Genomic DNA, 16,990 nt, shown 5'->3' with positions numbered 1-16,990 from the left:
ATAGTGGTCAAACGTAGTTTTTTTCAGACTTATCCCTCCATCGAAGTCAGGTTTGGTGTAAAAAAGATCACCGCTGTTAGTTTTACCGCAGAAGCAAGAAGTATGCATTAGGATGATAATTATGTTTATATTAAGAGGGAAAACCATAAGGGTCATCCCTTTTATTACTTATCAGTATTAATTTTCAAGGTCCAGGTTTTCGACAGGCCACCAGAAATGTCCGTCACTTTCCAGCAATTCGTCAGCAGGTCGTGGGCCGCTTGTACCAGCTTCATAATTAGGGAAAGAGCTTTCTTTTGTATTTTCCCAGACTTCTGAAATGCTGTCGACAAATTTCCAGGAAAGGGCAACTTCATCCCAATGTGTAAAGTTTGTGGCATCGCCGCGCATGCTGGCGAATAAAAGTTTCTCATATGCTTCAGGCGTATTGAGTTGATCGGTGCTCTTATTGGAATAAGACAGCTGAACTGGTGTCGATTTCACGTCCCCCCCTGTCTTTTTTGCATTGAGAAGAAGGGTGATGCCTTCTTCAGGCTGAATATGAATGACAAGCAGGTTAGGCTGGAGCGTTTCTTCGGTATTGTAATACAAATTCATCGGAATATCCTTGAATTGGACAACAATTTTCGTTGATTTAATATCCATCCTTTTACCGGTACGGATATAGAAAGGCACTCCTGCCCAGCGGAAATTGTCGATCATCAGCTTTCCGGCGACGAATGTTTCCGTGTTTGATTCAGGATCTACATTATGTTCCGTGCGGTATTCAGGTACATTTTCTTGATTCACTGTCCCTGCCCCATACTGGCCACGCACAAAATATTGGTTTACTTCTTCCTTAGTCATCGGACGAAGGGAACGAAGCGCACGCACTTTCTCGCTGCGGATTTCCTCGGTAGTCAAACGGATTGGCGGCTCCATGGCGAGAAGGGCGACCATTTGAAGCATATGGTTCTGGACCATGTCACGTAAAGCGCCGCTGGTTTCGTAATAACGGCCGCGTTCCTCTACACCCAGCGTTTCACTGGAAGTAACCTGGATATTGGAGATGTAACGGCTGTTCCATAGCGGTTCAAAAAGGGCATTTGCGAAACGGATTACCTCGATGTTTTGTACCATTTCCTTGCCGAGGTAATGGTCGATACGATAGACTTCATCTTCTTCAAAAGCAGTACGGATTCGCTTGTTTAGCTCCAGCGCACTTTCAAAGCTGTGCCCGAACGGTTTTTCAATAACAAGGCGTTTATATCCGTTTGTATCAGTAAGTCCTTGTTCCTTCACCTGTTCGGCAATCGTACCGAAGAATTCAGGCGCCATCGCTAGATAGAAAACCCGGTTTCCTTCAAGCTGATAATGGCTGTCCAATCGGTCAGCGATGTCTTTCAATTGTATGTACGATTCTGAACTCGAAACATCATGTGAATGATAATAAAAATGAGAAGCGAATTCGTCGACGTTCTCTTGCTCTTTAGTAAAGGTTAAGATCGATTCCTTCACATTTGCCTGGAATTCGTCATTGGACAGTTCTCTTCTTGCCACGCCGACGACGGCAAATTTATTTATTTTTTCTTTCTGGAATAGACGGTATATGGAAGGGAACAGCTTGCGTTTTGCCAGGTCCCCGGTTGCCCCGAATATCATAATTAATACGGATGGTTGATTCTCTTCAATCACAATTAAAACCTCTTTTCCTGTTTGACAGCTTCACTTGATGCTCTTAAAAAATATCTATTCCAATATATAATTTGTTGCTATTTTAAGCAAACATCTTGCATATATAGATATTCTTTTTCAAAGAAATGGATTATATTCCTCTATTCTTCATGGCTATATAAAAAACACTCCTATACTACCTGAAATCATTGTTTACGGGAATGGGATAAAGGCTAGGGTGTGGTGTTAACGCTCCTATTTTTAAACTCTGAGGCATCTTTAGCCTAGGGGATCCATCCCCGTTATGCTATATTGATTCCATACATATTTACAGTCGGAGGTAGTACACTTGGATTTTGTATTTTTAGGGACCGGTGCCGGGATGCCGGCGAAGGCCAGAAATGTTTCGGCGATTGCTTTGCAGCTCCTTGAAGAAAGAGGAACTGTGTGGCTGTTCGACTGCGGGGAAGCTACACAGCATCAGATTCTAAAGACTCCTGTTAAACCCCGCAGAATCGAGAAGATTTTTATAACCCACTTGCATGGAGATCATATCTTTGGTCTGCCTGGTTTGCTTGGGAGTCGCTCGTTTCAAGGCGGGATGGATGAGCTAACCGTCTATGGACCGATTGGAGTAGAGGATTTCATTATCACAAGCCTGCGGGTGAGCGGAACTCATTTAAAGTACTCGCTAAAAATAGTCGAAATTACTGAAGGCACTGTTTTCGAGGACGAACAGATTACGGTATCAGCCTTGCCGCTTGACCACGGTATTTTTTGCCTTGGATACCGGATTGTCGAACATGACCGCCCGGGAAGCCTGCTTATTGACAAGCTGCGAGCTGAAGGTATAAAGCCCGGTCCTGCCTTCAAAGCTCTAAAGAATGGGGAAATTGTCCGTCTTGAGGATGGAAGAGTTTTACATGGAAACGATTATTTGAGTGCCCCGCAGAAGGGTAGAATTATTACGATTCTGGGCGATACGAGGACATGCGAAAATGCCGTAATTCTCGCCCAAGATGCGGATTATCTTATTCACGAAGCGACATTTTCTCAAGGCGAGCCTGAAATGGCGCATGATTATTACCATTCGACAACCGCACAAGCTGCGGAAACGGCTAAAAGCGCTAAGGCCAAACATTTGATTTTAACTCATATCAGCTCACGTTACACCGGGGAGGATTCGGCAATGCTCGGAACGGAAAGTATGCGGATCTTCCCGGAAACCATCATTGCTGAAGACCTGCTCAGTATCAAAATACCGCTATATCCGGATAAATAGGGGAGAAATGAAATGGTTATTGAGTCTTTGATGAAGCTTTTATAGTAATCCTGACGTTTTCGAAATTCATAGTCGATCATGCACCCTCTGCTAAAAGAATTTGGGGCGAATAAACCATAAAGAAACCATCCCAGAAGTGCTATCGGGATGGTTTCTTTGTGGGCAAGGGAGCCTTTGCTTTTCTAATCACCAGGCTCTTCTGTACTGTACAGGAGCTTCTATTTCATGACGTACTTCTTTTGCAGCGCTTCGGGCCCAGTATGGATCTCTTAGCAGTGCACGGGCAAGGAAAATCAAATCTGCCCGGTTGTTTTGCAGGATTTCCTCTGCCTGGATGCCGGTGGTGATTAAGCCTAGTGCCGATGTATCAATATTTGCGCCATGTTTGATCGTTTCGCTGAACGGAACCTGATAGCCTGGATAAGCTTTGATTTGTGCGGGAACGAGGGCTCCTGAGCTGACATCAATTAAATCGACGCCATCTTCCTTCATCCAGCTAGCAATTTCCACATACAGCTCGGCTGTCATGCCTTCTTCATGATAGTCATGTGCTGATAAGCGGGTGAATAAAGGGCCGTCCCATACTTCTTTAACTGCAGCAATCGTTTCCTTTAAAATACGATAGCGGTTTTGTGCGGAGCCGCCGTATTCATCCGTGCGCTTATTGCTTAATGGTGAAAGGAATTGATTGATCAGGTAACCGTGCGCGCCATGGAGCTCAATTATATCAAAGCCTGCTTTTTTGGCGCGTTCTGCTGCTTTTTTAAACGCTTCAATCGTTTCTTGAATATCTTGCTTTGTCATTTCTCTGGGGGTTTTGTATTCTTCGTTAAATGCTAACGCCGACGGAGCAATGATTTCTTCCCTAACCTCTGACTTTCTTCCGGCATGTGCCAGTTGAATGCCGGTTTTGGAGCCCTGCTCTTTGATTAGCGAAACAAGCTCGGCCAATCCTTCTACATGCTCATCACTCCAAATCCCTAAATCCTGCGGCGAGATTCTACCCTGGGCCGTAACGGCCGTTGCTTCGGTAAAGACTAATCCAACACCGCCGACTGCGCGGCTTGGGTAATGGGTTCTATGCCAGTTTTGAACGAGCCCATCCTCTTCCATGCAGGAGTACATACACATTGGTGACATCACGATCCGGTTTTTCAAAGTTACATTTTTAACGGTATAAGCTGAAAATAGTTTTGCACTCACGTTATCCTCTCCTTGGCTTGTTAATTTTGCACACAAGGTTAGTATAACAGTGAGTGATTTACACATCCAAAAATCTGTTTGGAGTTGATTGTCCTAGGCGTTTCGATGCAGTAACGTTTCAGTTAACTCCTGGCTGATTTGCAGTCCCATTCGTTTGGATTGCTCTGCAGCTTCCTGAATACAGGAAATGAGCGCTTCCTGGACGCCGTGGGCTTCAAGCACTTTGATGCCTGCTTCGGTTGTCCCGCCCGGAGAGGTCACCTCTTTACGGAGCACAGCGGGGGTTTTGTCGGAATTGCTTAGCATTTCAGCTGCCCCGATTAACGTCTGGATGATCAATTGCTTTGCTGTTTCTCCGTCCAGCCCGATTTTCTCTGACGATTTTTCCATCGCCTCGACGAGATAATAAATATAAGCTGGACCGCTTCCGGATAGCCCGGTGACCGCATCTAATTGCTCTTCCGCAACTATTGCGACTGAACCGATTGTCTCAAAAAGCTGTCTTGCAAGCTTAAGATCATCCTGTTGGGTGTACTGGTTGATGGCCAGGGCAGTTGCTGACTTGCCGACTGCCGCTGATGTATTTGGCATTGCCCGGATGATTGGAATTTTCTTCGTAAGAATTTCTTCAAGGCTTAAGATCTGGACGCCTGCCGCTACTGAAATGAGAAGCATATGCTCAGTGACATGAGCCTTCACCGCATCCACTGCTGCAAGCACGTCCTTTGGTTTTACCGCAAGCACGACAATTTCTGCCCCTTCAAGCAGTGTTTCTATAGAACTGCAGACAGTTACACCGTAGTTATTTTGTAAATAAGCCAGCCTTTTTTCGTCAGACCTATTTGTTATATGAATTTCTTCGGGCTTTGTAACACCCCTCGTAATCAATCCTGATATGATTGCTTCAGCCATTGATCCCGCACCAATAAATGCAATTTTCCCCATGAATATCCCTCCTTATTAGAAAAGCGGAAGCGCCTTGTATAAAGGAACGTCGACTAAGATCGCCACGTCCTTATGTCTTCGTCGGCACTAGCACGTCCTGTGCGTCGAGGCTAGGCGTTGGAGCTAAACAAATAGAAAAGCGCAGCGCTACAATTGAAAATAAAAAGACCCTTCATCCAGTAAAGGACGAAAGGTCAAATTCCGTGGTACCACCTTTTTTCATCTCTCCCCTGACACAAGGCCCCGGAAAGATGCAACTCAAAATCCGTTATCGCCGGAATTACGTCAGGTTTCCCTAAAGGCTCATAAGGTAGGTTCAATAAATCGGAGGGCGATGAAGCCTTTCAGCCGTTTGGGCTTCACTCTCTTGCGCCATGCTTTATCTACTGGCCTTATTCAAATGCCGTGCCGTTATAAGTTTACTAGTGATTATGGGGGATGGATGAGTCCAGTGTCAAGCCATTTTTTGAGAATGTCTAAAAAAATCTTATCAAGTTATGCGAAAATAATGACAATTGGAAAGCATAGAGGTAAAATAGTTTATTATCGACTCTATTATTGGATTCTATATGAAAGGCTTTCCAATAGAGAAGAAAATATTTATATAAATATAATAATTCAAGGTGGAAAAAACGACCATGTGGAAAAACAACATTGCAAAAATCTCCCTGCCGACTCCTTTTCCGGTAGGGGACGTAAACGTATATATCATAAAAGGCGATACCCTGACATTGATTGATACAGGCTTACAAACAGAACAAGGAAAAGAAGCACTTGAACAGGGGCTCGAGGATATCGGATTGAGCATAAACGATATCGAACAAATCGTGCTAACGCATCATCATCCTGACCATGCTGGAGGCCTTGGTCTCTTTTCAGAGAATGTTCCGGTATACGGCCATCCTAATAACCAGAGGTTTCTTCATATGACTGATGAATTCATGGACGAACATGAGCAGTTTTATCTTGATTTTGCCTTGAAGCTTGGGGTTCCTTCTGAATATAAAAGAATGATTGCCCAGATCCGCCGCTCGGCACAGTTTATCAGCCAGCGCATGCTTCGTTCTGCTCTATTAGAAGGAGACAGCATTCCAGGACATTCGGAATGGAAAGTAATCGAAACGCCGGGACATGCCCAAAGCCATATTTCACTTTACCGCGAAAAAGACGGCGTGATGATTGGCGGGGACCATCTTCTCGAAAAAATTTCACCCAACCCATTGATGGAGCCGCCCCTACAAAAGGGGAGCGAGCGGCCGAAACCGCTGCTTCAATACAATGCTTCTTTAAAAAAATGGCTTGATATCCCCATTTCGCTGCTGTATACAGGCCATGGCAATGAAGTATTTGATGTGCCGGGACTGATTAAAAAACAGATGGGACGCCAGCATGGCAGAGCGATGAGCGTCAAAAAGATGCTTGAGGAAAAACCGTCAACCGGCTTTGAAATATGCCGGCAGCTTTTCCCTAAAGTCTATCAGAAAGAATTGGGTTTAACGCTGTCAGAAACGGTTGGACAGCTTGACTATTTAGCGAATTTAGGAGAAATTGAAACAAGAGACAACAGCGGTACAATTATCTATTCGGTCCGTCAATGATAGAGGTGAGAGATATGAGCAGACTGCAAGGCAAATGTGTCGTGATAACAGGCGCTTCAGGGGGAATCGGCAGGGAAACGGCGATCCGGGCAGCATGCGAGGGCGCGCGCGTTGTCCTCCTCGCCCGGAGCATCGATAAATTAGACGAGCTTAAACGGCATCTTATCGAACAATATCGAACAGAAGCTTACGCTTTCAGGCTGGATGTTGCTGATACCACACAAGTCAAACGTATATTTGCTGAAATTGTCGCCGTTGCCGGGGAGATTGATGTCCTGATCAACAATGCAGGCTTTGGCGTTTTTAAAGAAGCCCATGAAGCCGATCTGGAGGAAACGAAAGCGATGTTCGACGTGAATGTCCTTGGCTTGATTGCCTGCACACAGATGGTCTTACCATCAATGAAACGGCGCAAAAAGGGACATATCATCAACATTGCCTCGCAGGCCGGGAAAATAGCGACGCCAAAATCGAGTGTCTATTCGGCGACGAAGCATGCAGTATTAGGCTATTCTAACAGCCTCCGTCTCGAATCAATGAGAGACCATGTCTTTGTAACAACCGTCAATCCGGGGCCGATTTCCACAAACTTTTTTAATATCGCCGATGAATCCGGAACCTATGTGAAAAACGTCGAAAGATTCATGTTAAAACCGGACTATGTCGCTGATAAAATCGTTTCTGCGATCTTTACGAAAAGACGGGAAATCAACCTGCCAGGCTGGATGAACCTAGGGAGCATTTTCTATACACTTTTCCCAAGGATAGTGGAAACCGTAGGGAAAAATGCTTTTTTTAAGAAATAGGTGTAAAACGCCGAATATTACATCTGAGGAAATCTCTGCACGGCTGGCACTTGGTAATAAATAAAGACTTGAGTGTGATCCTTGAACGCATGCCTGCGGATACTTCAGAGGTAAGGCATTAAAAAATAAAATATAGCGCTAAAGCCCCTGACGATGTGCCAGGGGCTTTGGCGTTTAATCGATCTCTATATTGACTATATCTTCAAACGGCACGCGATGCTCGGCGGATGAATCATCGATGATTCGAACGATTTTATGAAGCTCGTCAATTTTGGCCACTTGCCCCTTCACGGAATAAAAAGCCTGATGCCGATAAAAGGTAACTTTCACATCCAACGTGTGACCGAGGGCTACTCGGACAATGTCGTTTAATTCTTCTAATTTTTGCTCGTCAAGTGTTGGTTTCGTGAAGTGCTTTTGTTCCTCATAAAGATCGGCAAGCATCTTCTTGTGTTCGGGTAACATCATTGACGTCCACTTAATCGAACCTCTATCCCTCATGCGCGGTGTCCTCCGATCTTTTTGCTGCGGTCAAGCGCGACTCCGGCATCCGTATAGCTGCGTGCCCAAAGAATCGCTGTCGGGCCGTATTTAGCGCGGATGCTGTCCATCACATAGCCAAGCCGATGCTTTTTCTCATTGTTTTCGAATAGGTTGAGCTGGGTGCCGTCATCCGGGCTGAGGTTATTGAGTGAAAGGTGGACGGACCGGATAATTCCTCCGTTATAATTCTCGCGAAACAGATCCATGCAGATTTTATAGACGTCGAGGGTGACGTTTGTCGGGACGTCAATACTTCGTGAACGGCTGAATCCGCCTCCGCCCTCGTAGTTAGAATAACCGATCCCGAAATGAATGGTGCGGCCGCACATGTTAGCGGTGCGGGTGCGCCGGCACACTTCTTCCGCCAGATCGAGCAAGACTGCCCCTACCTCGTCACCGGTATAGTCCCGCAAGAGGGTAATGCCGTGCCCGTATCCTTTTTGTGTGCTGTGGGTGTTGTCATACGGTTGCCCGAGGACTGGGGAAAGGTCAACGCCCCACGCATGATACCACATTTGCTCGCCCATGATACCAAAGCGTTTCTTCAGCATCGAAAGAGGATACCGTGCGAGATCGCCGAGCGTTACAATTCCCTGACGATTCAGGTTTCTTTTCATCCGGCGCCCAATACCCCAGATCTCTTCAACTGGCAACGGCCAAAGTTTTTGTTGAACATCTTCGTACTGGCATTCCGCGATCCCCTTCTTTTTAGCCTCGGTGTCAAGGATAACCTTTGAAAGAAAACGGTTCGGACCGATGCCGATACAGCTTGGCAGACGAAATTCGTCATAAATCACTTGCTGAATCTGTCGGGCCAATTCCCATCGGTCACCAAATAAACCCTCAATGCCATCAGCAGTGATCCAAAATTCATCAATTGAATACTGGTGAATGGCCTCCATAGGAACAAACTTATTCATTAGTTTTGTAATCTCGATCGATGTTTGTAAGTATTGGCCCATGTTCGCTTCGACCACGTGAATGCGAGGGTCGCCGGTCGGGATTTCATATAAACGGCTGCCTGTTTTAATCCGATATTCTTTTTTCATCATCGGTGAGGCTGCCAGGACGATGCTTCCGGATCGTTTTTTATCCCCAATGACTGCAATATAAGCGGTCAGAGGATCGACTGTAAGATTGTAGGCTTCAACGGAAGCAAAAAATGATTTTATGTCCACGCAAAGGACATTATGGCGGGGAAGTGCTGAATAGTCGATCATAGTGCTGCACCAACTCTTTTTACGTGCTGTTGAGATAAACAATCGGATTGACTTATGTAAATGATTTTGATGGTATGCTTATCTCTGTTGAAATTCATGATCATTCACCCCTAAACGGAACTTTTGTTCTTATTATATGCGAACAAATGATCTTTATTCAAGATTTAAAACATGGAAAATAGAACAAATGTTTCATTTGCTGTTTAGTCGTGGGTATATTGGAATGGGCAAATCGAAGTTGCATGTAAATCAGATTGATTAACAGAATCCTTTTCTTTCGGTATAATGGTCATTAGATTTCCCGAGCAAAAGAGAAAGGGGATGTAACGATGAACATAGAGTGGACTGAAAGCGCGATAAAAAAAGTCTCCGAGAAAATAGGCGAAAAAAAGGGCCATATTACATTAAAGTACGACACGGACGGATGCGGCTGTGCCGTTAATGGAGTGACCGCCCTCTGGTTTGCTGATGAGTATGAGAAGGATGCTGAAAAAATCGACACAAATTATCTGCCGGTCTATATGGAGAAGTCCAAACAGATTTTTATGGATGATAGAATGAAAATTGATTTCCTTCCCGAGGTAAACAGCTTTCAATTAAGAAGCGCAAACGGAATTCTTAATCCACGCATGAGCTTTTTTGAAAGGAAGAAAAGCGGAAGCGCCTTTTATTAAATAAATCGAGCTGACCTTTTGCTTCAGGTCAGCTCGATTTTATTCTCTTCAGGAAAAACCAGATCGTTTAGGAACCGGTCAATCACTTCTTCATATTCCTTGTTGTTTTCATTATAGGATTGGGCATGTGCCCCGATTTTGGCGATATAAAGCTGTTTTGGTCCTTCTTTTTCCTTGTAGAGCTCTTTTGTCATCGAGGCGGGAATGAAATCGTCCGGCTCGCTATGAATAAACAACACCGGTTTTTTTATGTTTTTCACAGACGCAATTGGTGATATGTCCTTGACCCGGTAGCCGCCGCGAAGATGAATGAAAGCATTTCCGATCGGCAGCACCATCCAGGCCGGAAGCGGAACCTCTTTTTTTAACTGATGCTTCAACTGCGCTTCAAAATCAGAAAACGGACAATCTGCGATATAAAAATCAGCACCATCCTCGATGGTACCTGCATATAACAAAAGCGTGGCGGCTCCCATTGATTCGCCGTGGATGCCAAGTGTGATATCGCTGCCCTTTTTCCGCTTTAATTCATCCACTACCGCTTTCAAATCAAATTTCTCATAATGGCCATAGCTGCTTGTGCGGCCACCGGATCCGCCATGCCGGCGGTGATCATAAATGACGGCATTAAACCCGTGCTTTATAAAGATATTCATATATTTAATTGAATTGATTTTATTCTCCGTTACCCCGTGGCAGATAATCACCCATTTTTTAGTCTCATGCGGCTCGATGAAAACGCACTTCAATTTATAACCGGACAGTGAGGAAACCCAGTTTTCTTCTTTCGGCAACAGATCAAAATCAGAAACGATAAATCGTCTGGCAGTGATTTCCCTGTTCCGGATAAACTCATCTTCCTTCTTTCTCATATAAAGAACCCTGTGTGAAAAATACATACCTATGCCGATTATGTAAGCGAAAATGCTTCCAAAGATAACAAACCATTTCTTCATGGAAATCCTCCCGTTCTTCTGCAATGACTTCTTTATTTTACCATTACTTTGAGGAGAATATGCTATTTTGGAAAGCATCCATGATATAATGGATCCATGAACACAGGGAGGATATACCGATGAAAAAGAAGCAACCCAAGCATAACAAACAACATCATCAGGACAAGAACAAGCAAGATGATTCATTGAAGCTTGGAGACCGGATTAATGGAGATATAATGGCCCAGCTTCGTGAAAAACAAAAACAGCTTTCAGAGGCGGAAGCGGCAAAAAAAGAAGCAGAGGAAACCAGAAAGAAAGAAGCGCGCAGACAGAAGGAGAAAAATAAATCGTTTGAAGAACTGTTTAATGAAAGCGGGATGGACTGGAAGAACTTTAAGTAAGGGAGAAAAATAAAAAAAAACTCAAAGAGAAAAGGTTTCCTACTAAATAATGGCTTGTCCCCACATTTGCACCCAGGCATTAATGAAATCTTGTCCGGGTGCTTGTTTATTTTTTTCCCTGCTAACGGGTCATTAAAATATTACATAATATTGGTCAAAACCAGTAACGGTTACTATGTAATATCAGATTCCGTCTTCGCTGGAAGTTTCAACATGCTGCATATTAAAACCCTATTCCCTGTGTACCTTATAAATGCTTTCCTTCGTAAGCTCTTTAAGAAGTGTGATTTCCTCCTCTGAAAGCGGGGCAGCATTAAGTGCCCGACAATTTTCACGGAGCTGTCCAATCGAGCTTGCCCCGGGAATCACCGCACCGACAGCATGATGCGATAATACATACTGAAGCGCGATTTCATTCATATATCTAGGTGAAAGCTTGTCTTTTAAAGCAGGCAGCAATTCTTTCAGTTCTGTATAGCTGTAGTCTAAATATCCCTGTTCTTTCACATTCATTGAAGCCTTGTCGAGCATTTTATCGCTTAAGAGCCCTTTGGCAACCGGGCCTCTGGCAACAATTGAAATATTGTTTTCTGTTAAAAGCGGCATCCATTCCTCAGGACGCCTGTCAAGGAGACTGTATTGCATCATAACCGAAACAATTGAAGCTTTTTTTACATATGGTTTAATGACATTCGGGCGTATTGAAGAGATCCCGTAATAACGGATGTAACCTTCGTTCTTCAGCCCTTCAAACGCCGCGATGGTTTCCTCAATATTGTCCTCTGTTGTGCCGCCATGAAGCTGGTAAAGGTCGATATAGTCAGTGCAAAGGCGCTTCAAGCTGTCTTTGACTGCGGTTTTTATGTAAGCAGCCGATGGATCCCAGCTCCAGCTGTCCTTGTTTTCATTCCAGCGGTTGCCGACCTTTGTGGCGATGATGACCCTGTCACGGACGGATTTCAAGGTTTTGCCGACCATTTCTTCATTACCGCCAAAGTCGTATAAATCCGCGGTGTCAAAGTAGTTGATCCCGGCATCTAAAGCCGCTTTAATAATGCTTGCTGCCTCTCTTTGATTCGTTCCAAGCGACATACAGCCAAGTCCCATTTCCGAAACGGACAAATCGGAATTTCCCAGTTTTCTTTTTTTCAATCCATTCACTCCTTTGTTGCTATGTGTTTATATTGTATAGCAGGGAATGGTCGATTACCAAAGATCCAGGTCTCAAGTATAAAATTTGGATTTCGGGGCATAAATCCAAAAGCAGTTAAATTCACTTGACCCGTTTTAATGCTGGCAATGAGCCCTGACCCTGCACATCCTGAATCCAATCGTTTACATATACATACCGGTCCTGATATTCCTTCAGCTTTTGTTTGATCTCCCAGCCTTTTCCGGCCAGCACGACTCCTTTATCCAATACATATATCTTCATCATCACAACCTCCAATATTTATCCGAAATTTACGGTAAAATGGCAAATATTCACCTAATGCTCCCAAGAGTGCAGTTTCACTGTATTATGGTAAAATGTATGAACAATTATCCTTACCTTAGAACAGGGAGTGTAAAAATGAAGAAATTTGAAGAGAAAACAGTATCGACCGAAAAGATATTCGAAGGAAAAGTGATAAGCCTGCAGGTGGATGTAGTCGAGCTCCCTGACGGAAACAAAAGCAAAAGAGAAATTATTAAGCATCCCGGTGCGGTTGCAATCATTGCGATTACGGCCGAAAATAAAATCATCATGGTTGAGCAGTACAGGAAGGCAATGGATCGCAGCATCGTCGAGATACCTGCCGGGAAACTTGAAAAAGGGGAAGAGCCGGTTCATACAGCTGTTCGTGAGCTTGAGGAAGAAACCGGGTATGAGTCTGAATGGATGGAGCATATCACTTCCTTTTATACGTCTCCCGGATTTGCCGATGAAATTGTCCACCTGTATTTCGCCCACAATCTTCGCAAGAAGGAAAATGCCGCTCCGTGTGACGAAGATGAATTTGTGGAAGTGTATGAACTTTCGCTTGAAGAAGCAGAACTATATATGAAGGAAGGCAGAATTTGCGATGCAAAAACGGCTTACGCTGTTCAATATTTGCAGCTGAGAAAGGCGCTGGAACTATAAGTCAATAACCCGCCCACTTAGCCTCTAATGTGGCTTGAAGTGGGTTTCAGTTATTTGACAAAGTGCTTTACAAAGGACAGGAGTGCTTTATATTTGGCAGACGAACGAGTGGCTATTTTGATGTACGATTACTGGATGGCACAAAAATTCACGCATCCTCAAGCTACAAAAAGCTGAAACGAGTCGAATACGCAAGTACACTGCTAATCGAAAGGAGAGAAGGCGATTCCTCCCCGACTTACGCTTTCGCTTAGAAGTCGGGGTTCCTCGCCTAAATTGATGAATTCTTATTATGTCGATCTCCACATCCATATCGGCAGAACCAAGACGGGAAAAGCAGTAAAAATTACAGGTGCAAGAACATTAACACTCGAAAATGTCCTGAACATATCACGTGAACGAAAAGGACTTGATATGATTGGGATCATTGATTGCCATTCACCGGAAGTGCTGGCAGAAATTGATGATCTGATGACGAAAGGAGACATATACGAGAATCCGGAAGGCGGCCTCCAATATGGCAAAACCGCGTTCATTCCCGGCTCTGAAATTGAAATTTATGATGAGAATTGCAAAGGGCCGATTCATGCGCTCGCTTATTTTCCATCGCTAGCAACCATGAAGGAATTTTCAGCCTGGATGAGCGGCTACGTCAAAAACATTACCCTGAGTTCGCAAAGAATATACTGTGACGCAAAGACGCTGCAGCAGACAGTCAAAGCGCTGGGCGGCCTGTTTATCCCGGCCCACGTCTTCACCCCTTTTAAGAGCCTTTACGGAAAAGGCGTAAACAAAAGCCTCGAGGAAGTGCTTGATCCTGCACTAATAGATGGAATCGAGCTTGGGCTCAGTTCGGACACGGCCATGGCTGAGGGGATAAGCGAGTTGAATCAGTTTGTATTCCTCACCGATTCCGATGCCCATTCACTCGGAAAAATTGCCAGGGAGTATCAGGAAATGAGACTTGAAAGCCCTAATTTTACCGAGCTTGAAAAGGCATTGAAAGAGAGGGACGGGAGAAGAATTTCAGCCAATTACGGGCTAAATCCCCGGCTTGGCAAGTACCATCGTACCGTTTGCCAGATATGCTTACACCCAGCGGAGATTGAGGACAGCATTTGTCCGCATTGCGGCAGCAAAAAACTCATTAAAGGCGTATCCACCCGGATTCAGGAACTCTCGGCAGTATCGGTACATTCCGACCGAAGAGAGCGCCCCCCGTACGTTCATCAGGTACCGCTTGAGTTTATCCCCGGACTCGGGCCGAAATCGATGGATCGTTTGCTTCAGGCGCTGGGGACGGAAATGGATATTTTGCACCGGGCGAGCATCGAGAAAATAAAAGAAATCGTCCCGGACAAAATCGCCGCGTATATCGATTTAGCAAGAAAAGGGGAGATGGACATTGAAGCCGGCGGCGGGGGGAAATACGGGAAAGTGAAAACGAATTAGGTGTTTGGATAGTAAACGAAGTGATTTGACGTGGATATTTGTTTGCATGGCTTAAGCAAGCCCGTCCCTATAGATAGGGGACGGGCTTTTCTGCTTACTTCTCAACTTTAGCAAATACACAAGTATTCCTGATATCGTTGCCGTCCGCGCTCATACTGCTATTCTGCAGAACACCTTCCAGCGTAAATCCTAATTTTTCTGGAATGCGCCGGCTGTTTTCGTTGGCAGGATCGCAGCGGATTTCAACCCTTTTCGCTTCGTAATAGTCGAATGCAAACTCGGTAAGAGTCTCAACAGCTTCGGTGATATATCCTTTTTTGCTGTATCTTGTATCTACCCAGTAGCCAATCTCGAATTTTGGGAGACCCCAATCGATTCTGTGAAGACCTGTCGAGCCCACAAGAATATCATCTTCCTTCCGGTAAATATGCAAGCGGAAATTCTCTCTTTCGATGAATTTTGCATATGATTTCCGGACTCCCGCTTCTGTTTCCTCTTCGGTTGAATCCTGATTGGCAAAAGGGAGCCACTTTTTTAATTCTTCCTTTGAATATGTAATCGCCTCATGGACAGCTTTGCCATCGCCTGGCTGGCAAGCCCTAATATAAAGCCTCTCCGATTCGATACGATCAGGGAATTCCTTTAATATGGGATTCAACTCATTACCCCCTTAGTAAATATTTGTGGAGAATCATAACACATTTTGAATGAAAGAGGATGATTTTTTCATCGGGGACATAAGTTTTTTACAGTCATAAAATACTCTCGCAAACATAGACTCTAGTAACGATAATTGGGAGGATATAAGATGAAAAAAAGATCTGTCATCCAAAACGCAGCAATAAACCATATTAGCGAACATTCCTCATTGTATGGATTCATAACCGTATTGTTTTTAATGGGCGTCATTTTTGGTGCTATCCTTGTGAATTCCTTGAGCTTTACTCAAAAAGAGGATTTGTTTTATTATCTATCCCAATTTTTTGGACAGGTTTCACAGGGTAAGATTATATCCGATCATGACATGTTCACACAGAGTGTGGCCCATAATGTAAAATATATTGGCCTCATATGGATTCTCGGCATTTCGATCATCGGCCTGCCGGTTATTCTGATTCTACTATTCTTAAAAGGAATGGTAGTCGGATTTACAGTCGGTTTTTTAGTGAATCAGATGGGCTGGAACGGCTTTTTGCTGTCCTTTGTATCCATTTTGCCGCAAAATATCTTTATTGTTCCCATTTTTATCGTCATTGCAGCGCTTTCCGTATCGCTGTCGATGAAAATGATCCGCAGGGTGTTTTTAAAGCAGGATCGCGAACCGCTGAAGCCGATCATCTCCCGTTATATATTTTCCTTGGCACTTTCCATCGTCTTTCTGGCAGCAGCCGGGGCGATTGAGGCATATATATCGCCTTCCCTGATGAAGGGTGTGATAAGTTTCCTTGGAAAATAAAAAACCTTCCCTGACTCCGCAATATTTTTTTCCCGCGCTGCTTTAAATGTATTTTGACACTTTTCCTGCATTTGATATAATAGTAAAGATAGCGGCGCGGGAGGGAAAAGGGATGGAAACCAGAATTGATAGAATAAAAAAGCAGTTGCACTCGTCAAGCTATAAACTTACACCTCAGCGTGAGGCAACCGTCCGCGTATTACTTGAACATGAAGAGGATCATTTAAGCGCCGAAGACGTTTACCTCCTTGTCAAAGAAAAGTCGCCGGAAATAGGTTTGGCAACTGTATATCGTACGCTGGAATTGCTTACCGAATTGAAGATAGTAGACAAAATTAATTTCGGTGATGGAGTTTCCCGCTATGATTTAAGGCAGGAAGGCGCGGCCCACTTTCACCACCACCTTGTGTGCATTGAATGCGGCGCGGTGGATGAAATCCAGGATGACTTGCTTGAAGACGTGGAGGCTATCGTGGAACGGGACTGGAATTTTAAAATAAAAGACCATAGATTAACCTTCCATGGCATTTGCCATAGATGCCATGATAAATTAAAGGATGAAACTGAGTGATGACACTGCCTTTTCCATGTTGGAAGAGGTTTTTTTATCGTTGTATATATAGCTTTGATGGTCAATCTTATAATATTAACCTTTCTCTTCGTTATTATGTATAAAACTTGTCCTGTCTGGCAT

18 protein-coding genes are annotated in these 16,990 nt (G+C 44.2%); 9 read left to right on the top strand and 9 right to left on the bottom strand.

The annotated features are described in order from the left end of the window. Positions 1–177: 177 nt before the first annotated feature. Positions 178–1,641, bottom strand: coding sequence for a glucose-6-phosphate dehydrogenase (zwf, locus tag ELQ35_RS18750; protein WP_221884986.1), 1,464 nt, complete (start codon positions 1,639–1,641; stop codon positions 178–180). Between the two features lie 361 nt (positions 1,642–2,002). On the opposite strand from zwf, the gene rnz reads away from it, so the two are divergent. Beyond that, positions 2,003–2,935: a ribonuclease Z gene (rnz, locus tag ELQ35_RS18745; RefSeq protein WP_126866713.1), complete on the top strand. Its 933-nt coding sequence runs from the start codon at positions 2,003–2,005 to the stop codon at positions 2,933–2,935. A 186-nt stretch (positions 2,936–3,121) separates the two neighbouring features. Here rnz and namA read toward each other — a convergent pair whose 3' ends face one another. Both namA and proC read right to left on the bottom strand, forming a co-directional pair. Continuing rightward, the gene (gene namA / locus ELQ35_RS18740) at positions 3,122–4,138 is read right to left on the bottom strand and encodes an NADPH dehydrogenase NamA (RefSeq protein WP_126866712.1); all 1,017 of its coding nucleotides are present in this window, start codon (positions 4,136–4,138) and stop codon (positions 3,122–3,124) included. 93 nt (positions 4,139–4,231) lie between these two features. Then, complete coding sequence (gene proC / locus ELQ35_RS18735) at positions 4,232–5,083, bottom strand: pyrroline-5-carboxylate reductase (protein ID WP_126866711.1); 852 nt, start codon at positions 5,081–5,083, stop codon at positions 4,232–4,234. A 638-nt stretch (positions 5,084–5,721) separates the two neighbouring features. Between proC and ELQ35_RS18730 the strand changes: the two genes are divergently transcribed. Beyond that, complete coding sequence (locus tag ELQ35_RS18730; RefSeq protein ID WP_126866710.1) at positions 5,722–6,681, top strand: MBL fold metallo-hydrolase; 960 nt, start codon at positions 5,722–5,724, stop codon at positions 6,679–6,681. 14 nt (positions 6,682–6,695) lie between these two features. Continuing rightward, positions 6,696–7,487: an SDR family NAD(P)-dependent oxidoreductase gene (locus ELQ35_RS18725; RefSeq protein WP_126866709.1), complete on the top strand. Its 792-nt coding sequence runs from the start codon at positions 6,696–6,698 to the stop codon at positions 7,485–7,487. Between the two features lie 174 nt (positions 7,488–7,661). Here the strand turns inward: ELQ35_RS18725 and ELQ35_RS18720 are convergent, their stop codons facing one another. Both ELQ35_RS18720 and ELQ35_RS18715 read right to left on the bottom strand, forming a co-directional pair. After that, positions 7,662–7,988 carry a YolD-like family protein gene (locus ELQ35_RS18720; RefSeq protein ID WP_126866708.1) on the bottom strand — a complete coding sequence of 109 codons (327 nt, stop codon included), beginning with the start codon at positions 7,986–7,988 and terminating at the stop codon, positions 7,662–7,664. Then, positions 7,985–9,250 carry a Y-family DNA polymerase gene (locus ELQ35_RS18715; protein ID WP_246026135.1) on the bottom strand — a complete coding sequence of 422 codons (1,266 nt, stop codon included), beginning with the start codon at positions 9,248–9,250 and terminating at the stop codon, positions 7,985–7,987. Before ELQ35_RS18715 ends, ELQ35_RS18720 begins: the two co-directional genes overlap by 4 nt. A 329-nt stretch (positions 9,251–9,579) precedes the next feature. Between ELQ35_RS18715 and ELQ35_RS18710 the strand changes: the two genes are divergently transcribed. Next, positions 9,580–9,924 carry an iron-sulfur cluster biosynthesis family protein gene (locus tag ELQ35_RS18710; protein WP_126866707.1) on the top strand — a complete coding sequence of 115 codons (345 nt, stop codon included), beginning with the start codon at positions 9,580–9,582 and terminating at the stop codon, positions 9,922–9,924. A 23-nt stretch (positions 9,925–9,947) separates the two neighbouring features. On the opposite strand, the gene ELQ35_RS18705 is transcribed toward ELQ35_RS18710, so the two are convergent. After that, complete coding sequence (locus tag ELQ35_RS18705; RefSeq protein WP_126866706.1) at positions 9,948–10,880, bottom strand: alpha/beta hydrolase; 933 nt, start codon at positions 10,878–10,880, stop codon at positions 9,948–9,950. A 119-nt stretch (positions 10,881–10,999) separates the two neighbouring features. Between ELQ35_RS18705 and ELQ35_RS18700 the strand changes: the two genes are divergently transcribed. Then, the gene (locus tag ELQ35_RS18700; RefSeq protein WP_126866705.1) at positions 11,000–11,263 is read left to right on the top strand and encodes a YqkE family protein; all 264 of its coding nucleotides are present in this window, start codon (positions 11,000–11,002) and stop codon (positions 11,261–11,263) included. Positions 11,264–11,494: 231 nt separating this feature from the next. Here the strand turns inward: ELQ35_RS18700 and ELQ35_RS18695 are convergent, their stop codons facing one another. Beyond that, complete coding sequence (locus ELQ35_RS18695) at positions 11,495–12,415, bottom strand: aldo/keto reductase (protein WP_126866704.1); 921 nt, start codon at positions 12,413–12,415, stop codon at positions 11,495–11,497. A gap of 121 nt (positions 12,416–12,536) precedes the next feature. Continuing rightward, positions 12,537–12,701, bottom strand: coding sequence for a Z-ring formation inhibitor MciZ (mciZ, locus tag ELQ35_RS18690; protein ID WP_307365122.1), 165 nt, complete (start codon positions 12,699–12,701; stop codon positions 12,537–12,539). Between the two features lie 135 nt (positions 12,702–12,836). On the opposite strand from mciZ, the gene ELQ35_RS18685 reads away from it, so the two are divergent. Next, a complete protein-coding gene (locus ELQ35_RS18685) occupies positions 12,837–13,388 on the top strand; it encodes an NUDIX hydrolase (RefSeq protein WP_126866703.1) in 552 nt (183 codons plus the stop codon). Between the two features lie 279 nt (positions 13,389–13,667). Beyond that, positions 13,668–14,840 carry an endonuclease Q family protein gene (locus tag ELQ35_RS18675; protein ID WP_126866702.1) on the top strand — a complete coding sequence of 391 codons (1,173 nt, stop codon included), beginning with the start codon at positions 13,668–13,670 and terminating at the stop codon, positions 14,838–14,840. A gap of 94 nt (positions 14,841–14,934) precedes the next feature. On the opposite strand, the gene ELQ35_RS18670 is transcribed toward ELQ35_RS18675, so the two are convergent. Next, positions 14,935–15,498 carry a GNAT family N-acetyltransferase gene (locus tag ELQ35_RS18670; RefSeq protein WP_126866701.1) on the bottom strand — a complete coding sequence of 188 codons (564 nt, stop codon included), beginning with the start codon at positions 15,496–15,498 and terminating at the stop codon, positions 14,935–14,937. A gap of 150 nt (positions 15,499–15,648) precedes the next feature. Between ELQ35_RS18670 and spoIIM the strand changes: the two genes are divergently transcribed. Both spoIIM and fur read left to right on the top strand, forming a co-directional pair. Further along, on the top strand, positions 15,649–16,296 hold the full coding sequence (gene spoIIM, locus ELQ35_RS18665; RefSeq protein ID WP_126866700.1) for a stage II sporulation protein M: 648 nt from the start codon (positions 15,649–15,651) through the stop codon (positions 16,294–16,296). A gap of 112 nt (positions 16,297–16,408) precedes the next feature. Then, a complete protein-coding gene (fur, locus tag ELQ35_RS18660; protein WP_126866699.1) occupies positions 16,409–16,867 on the top strand; it encodes a ferric iron uptake transcriptional regulator in 459 nt (152 codons plus the stop codon). Positions 16,868–16,990 lie beyond the last annotated feature (123 nt).

The sequence above is a fragment of the Peribacillus cavernae genome, assembly GCF_003989135.1.
GTDB lineage: Bacteria > Bacillota > Bacilli > Bacillales > DSM-1321 > Peribacillus > Peribacillus cavernae.
The sequence above is the reverse complement of the archived record's forward strand: the minus strand, read 5'-3'. Positions and strand labels throughout refer to the sequence as shown.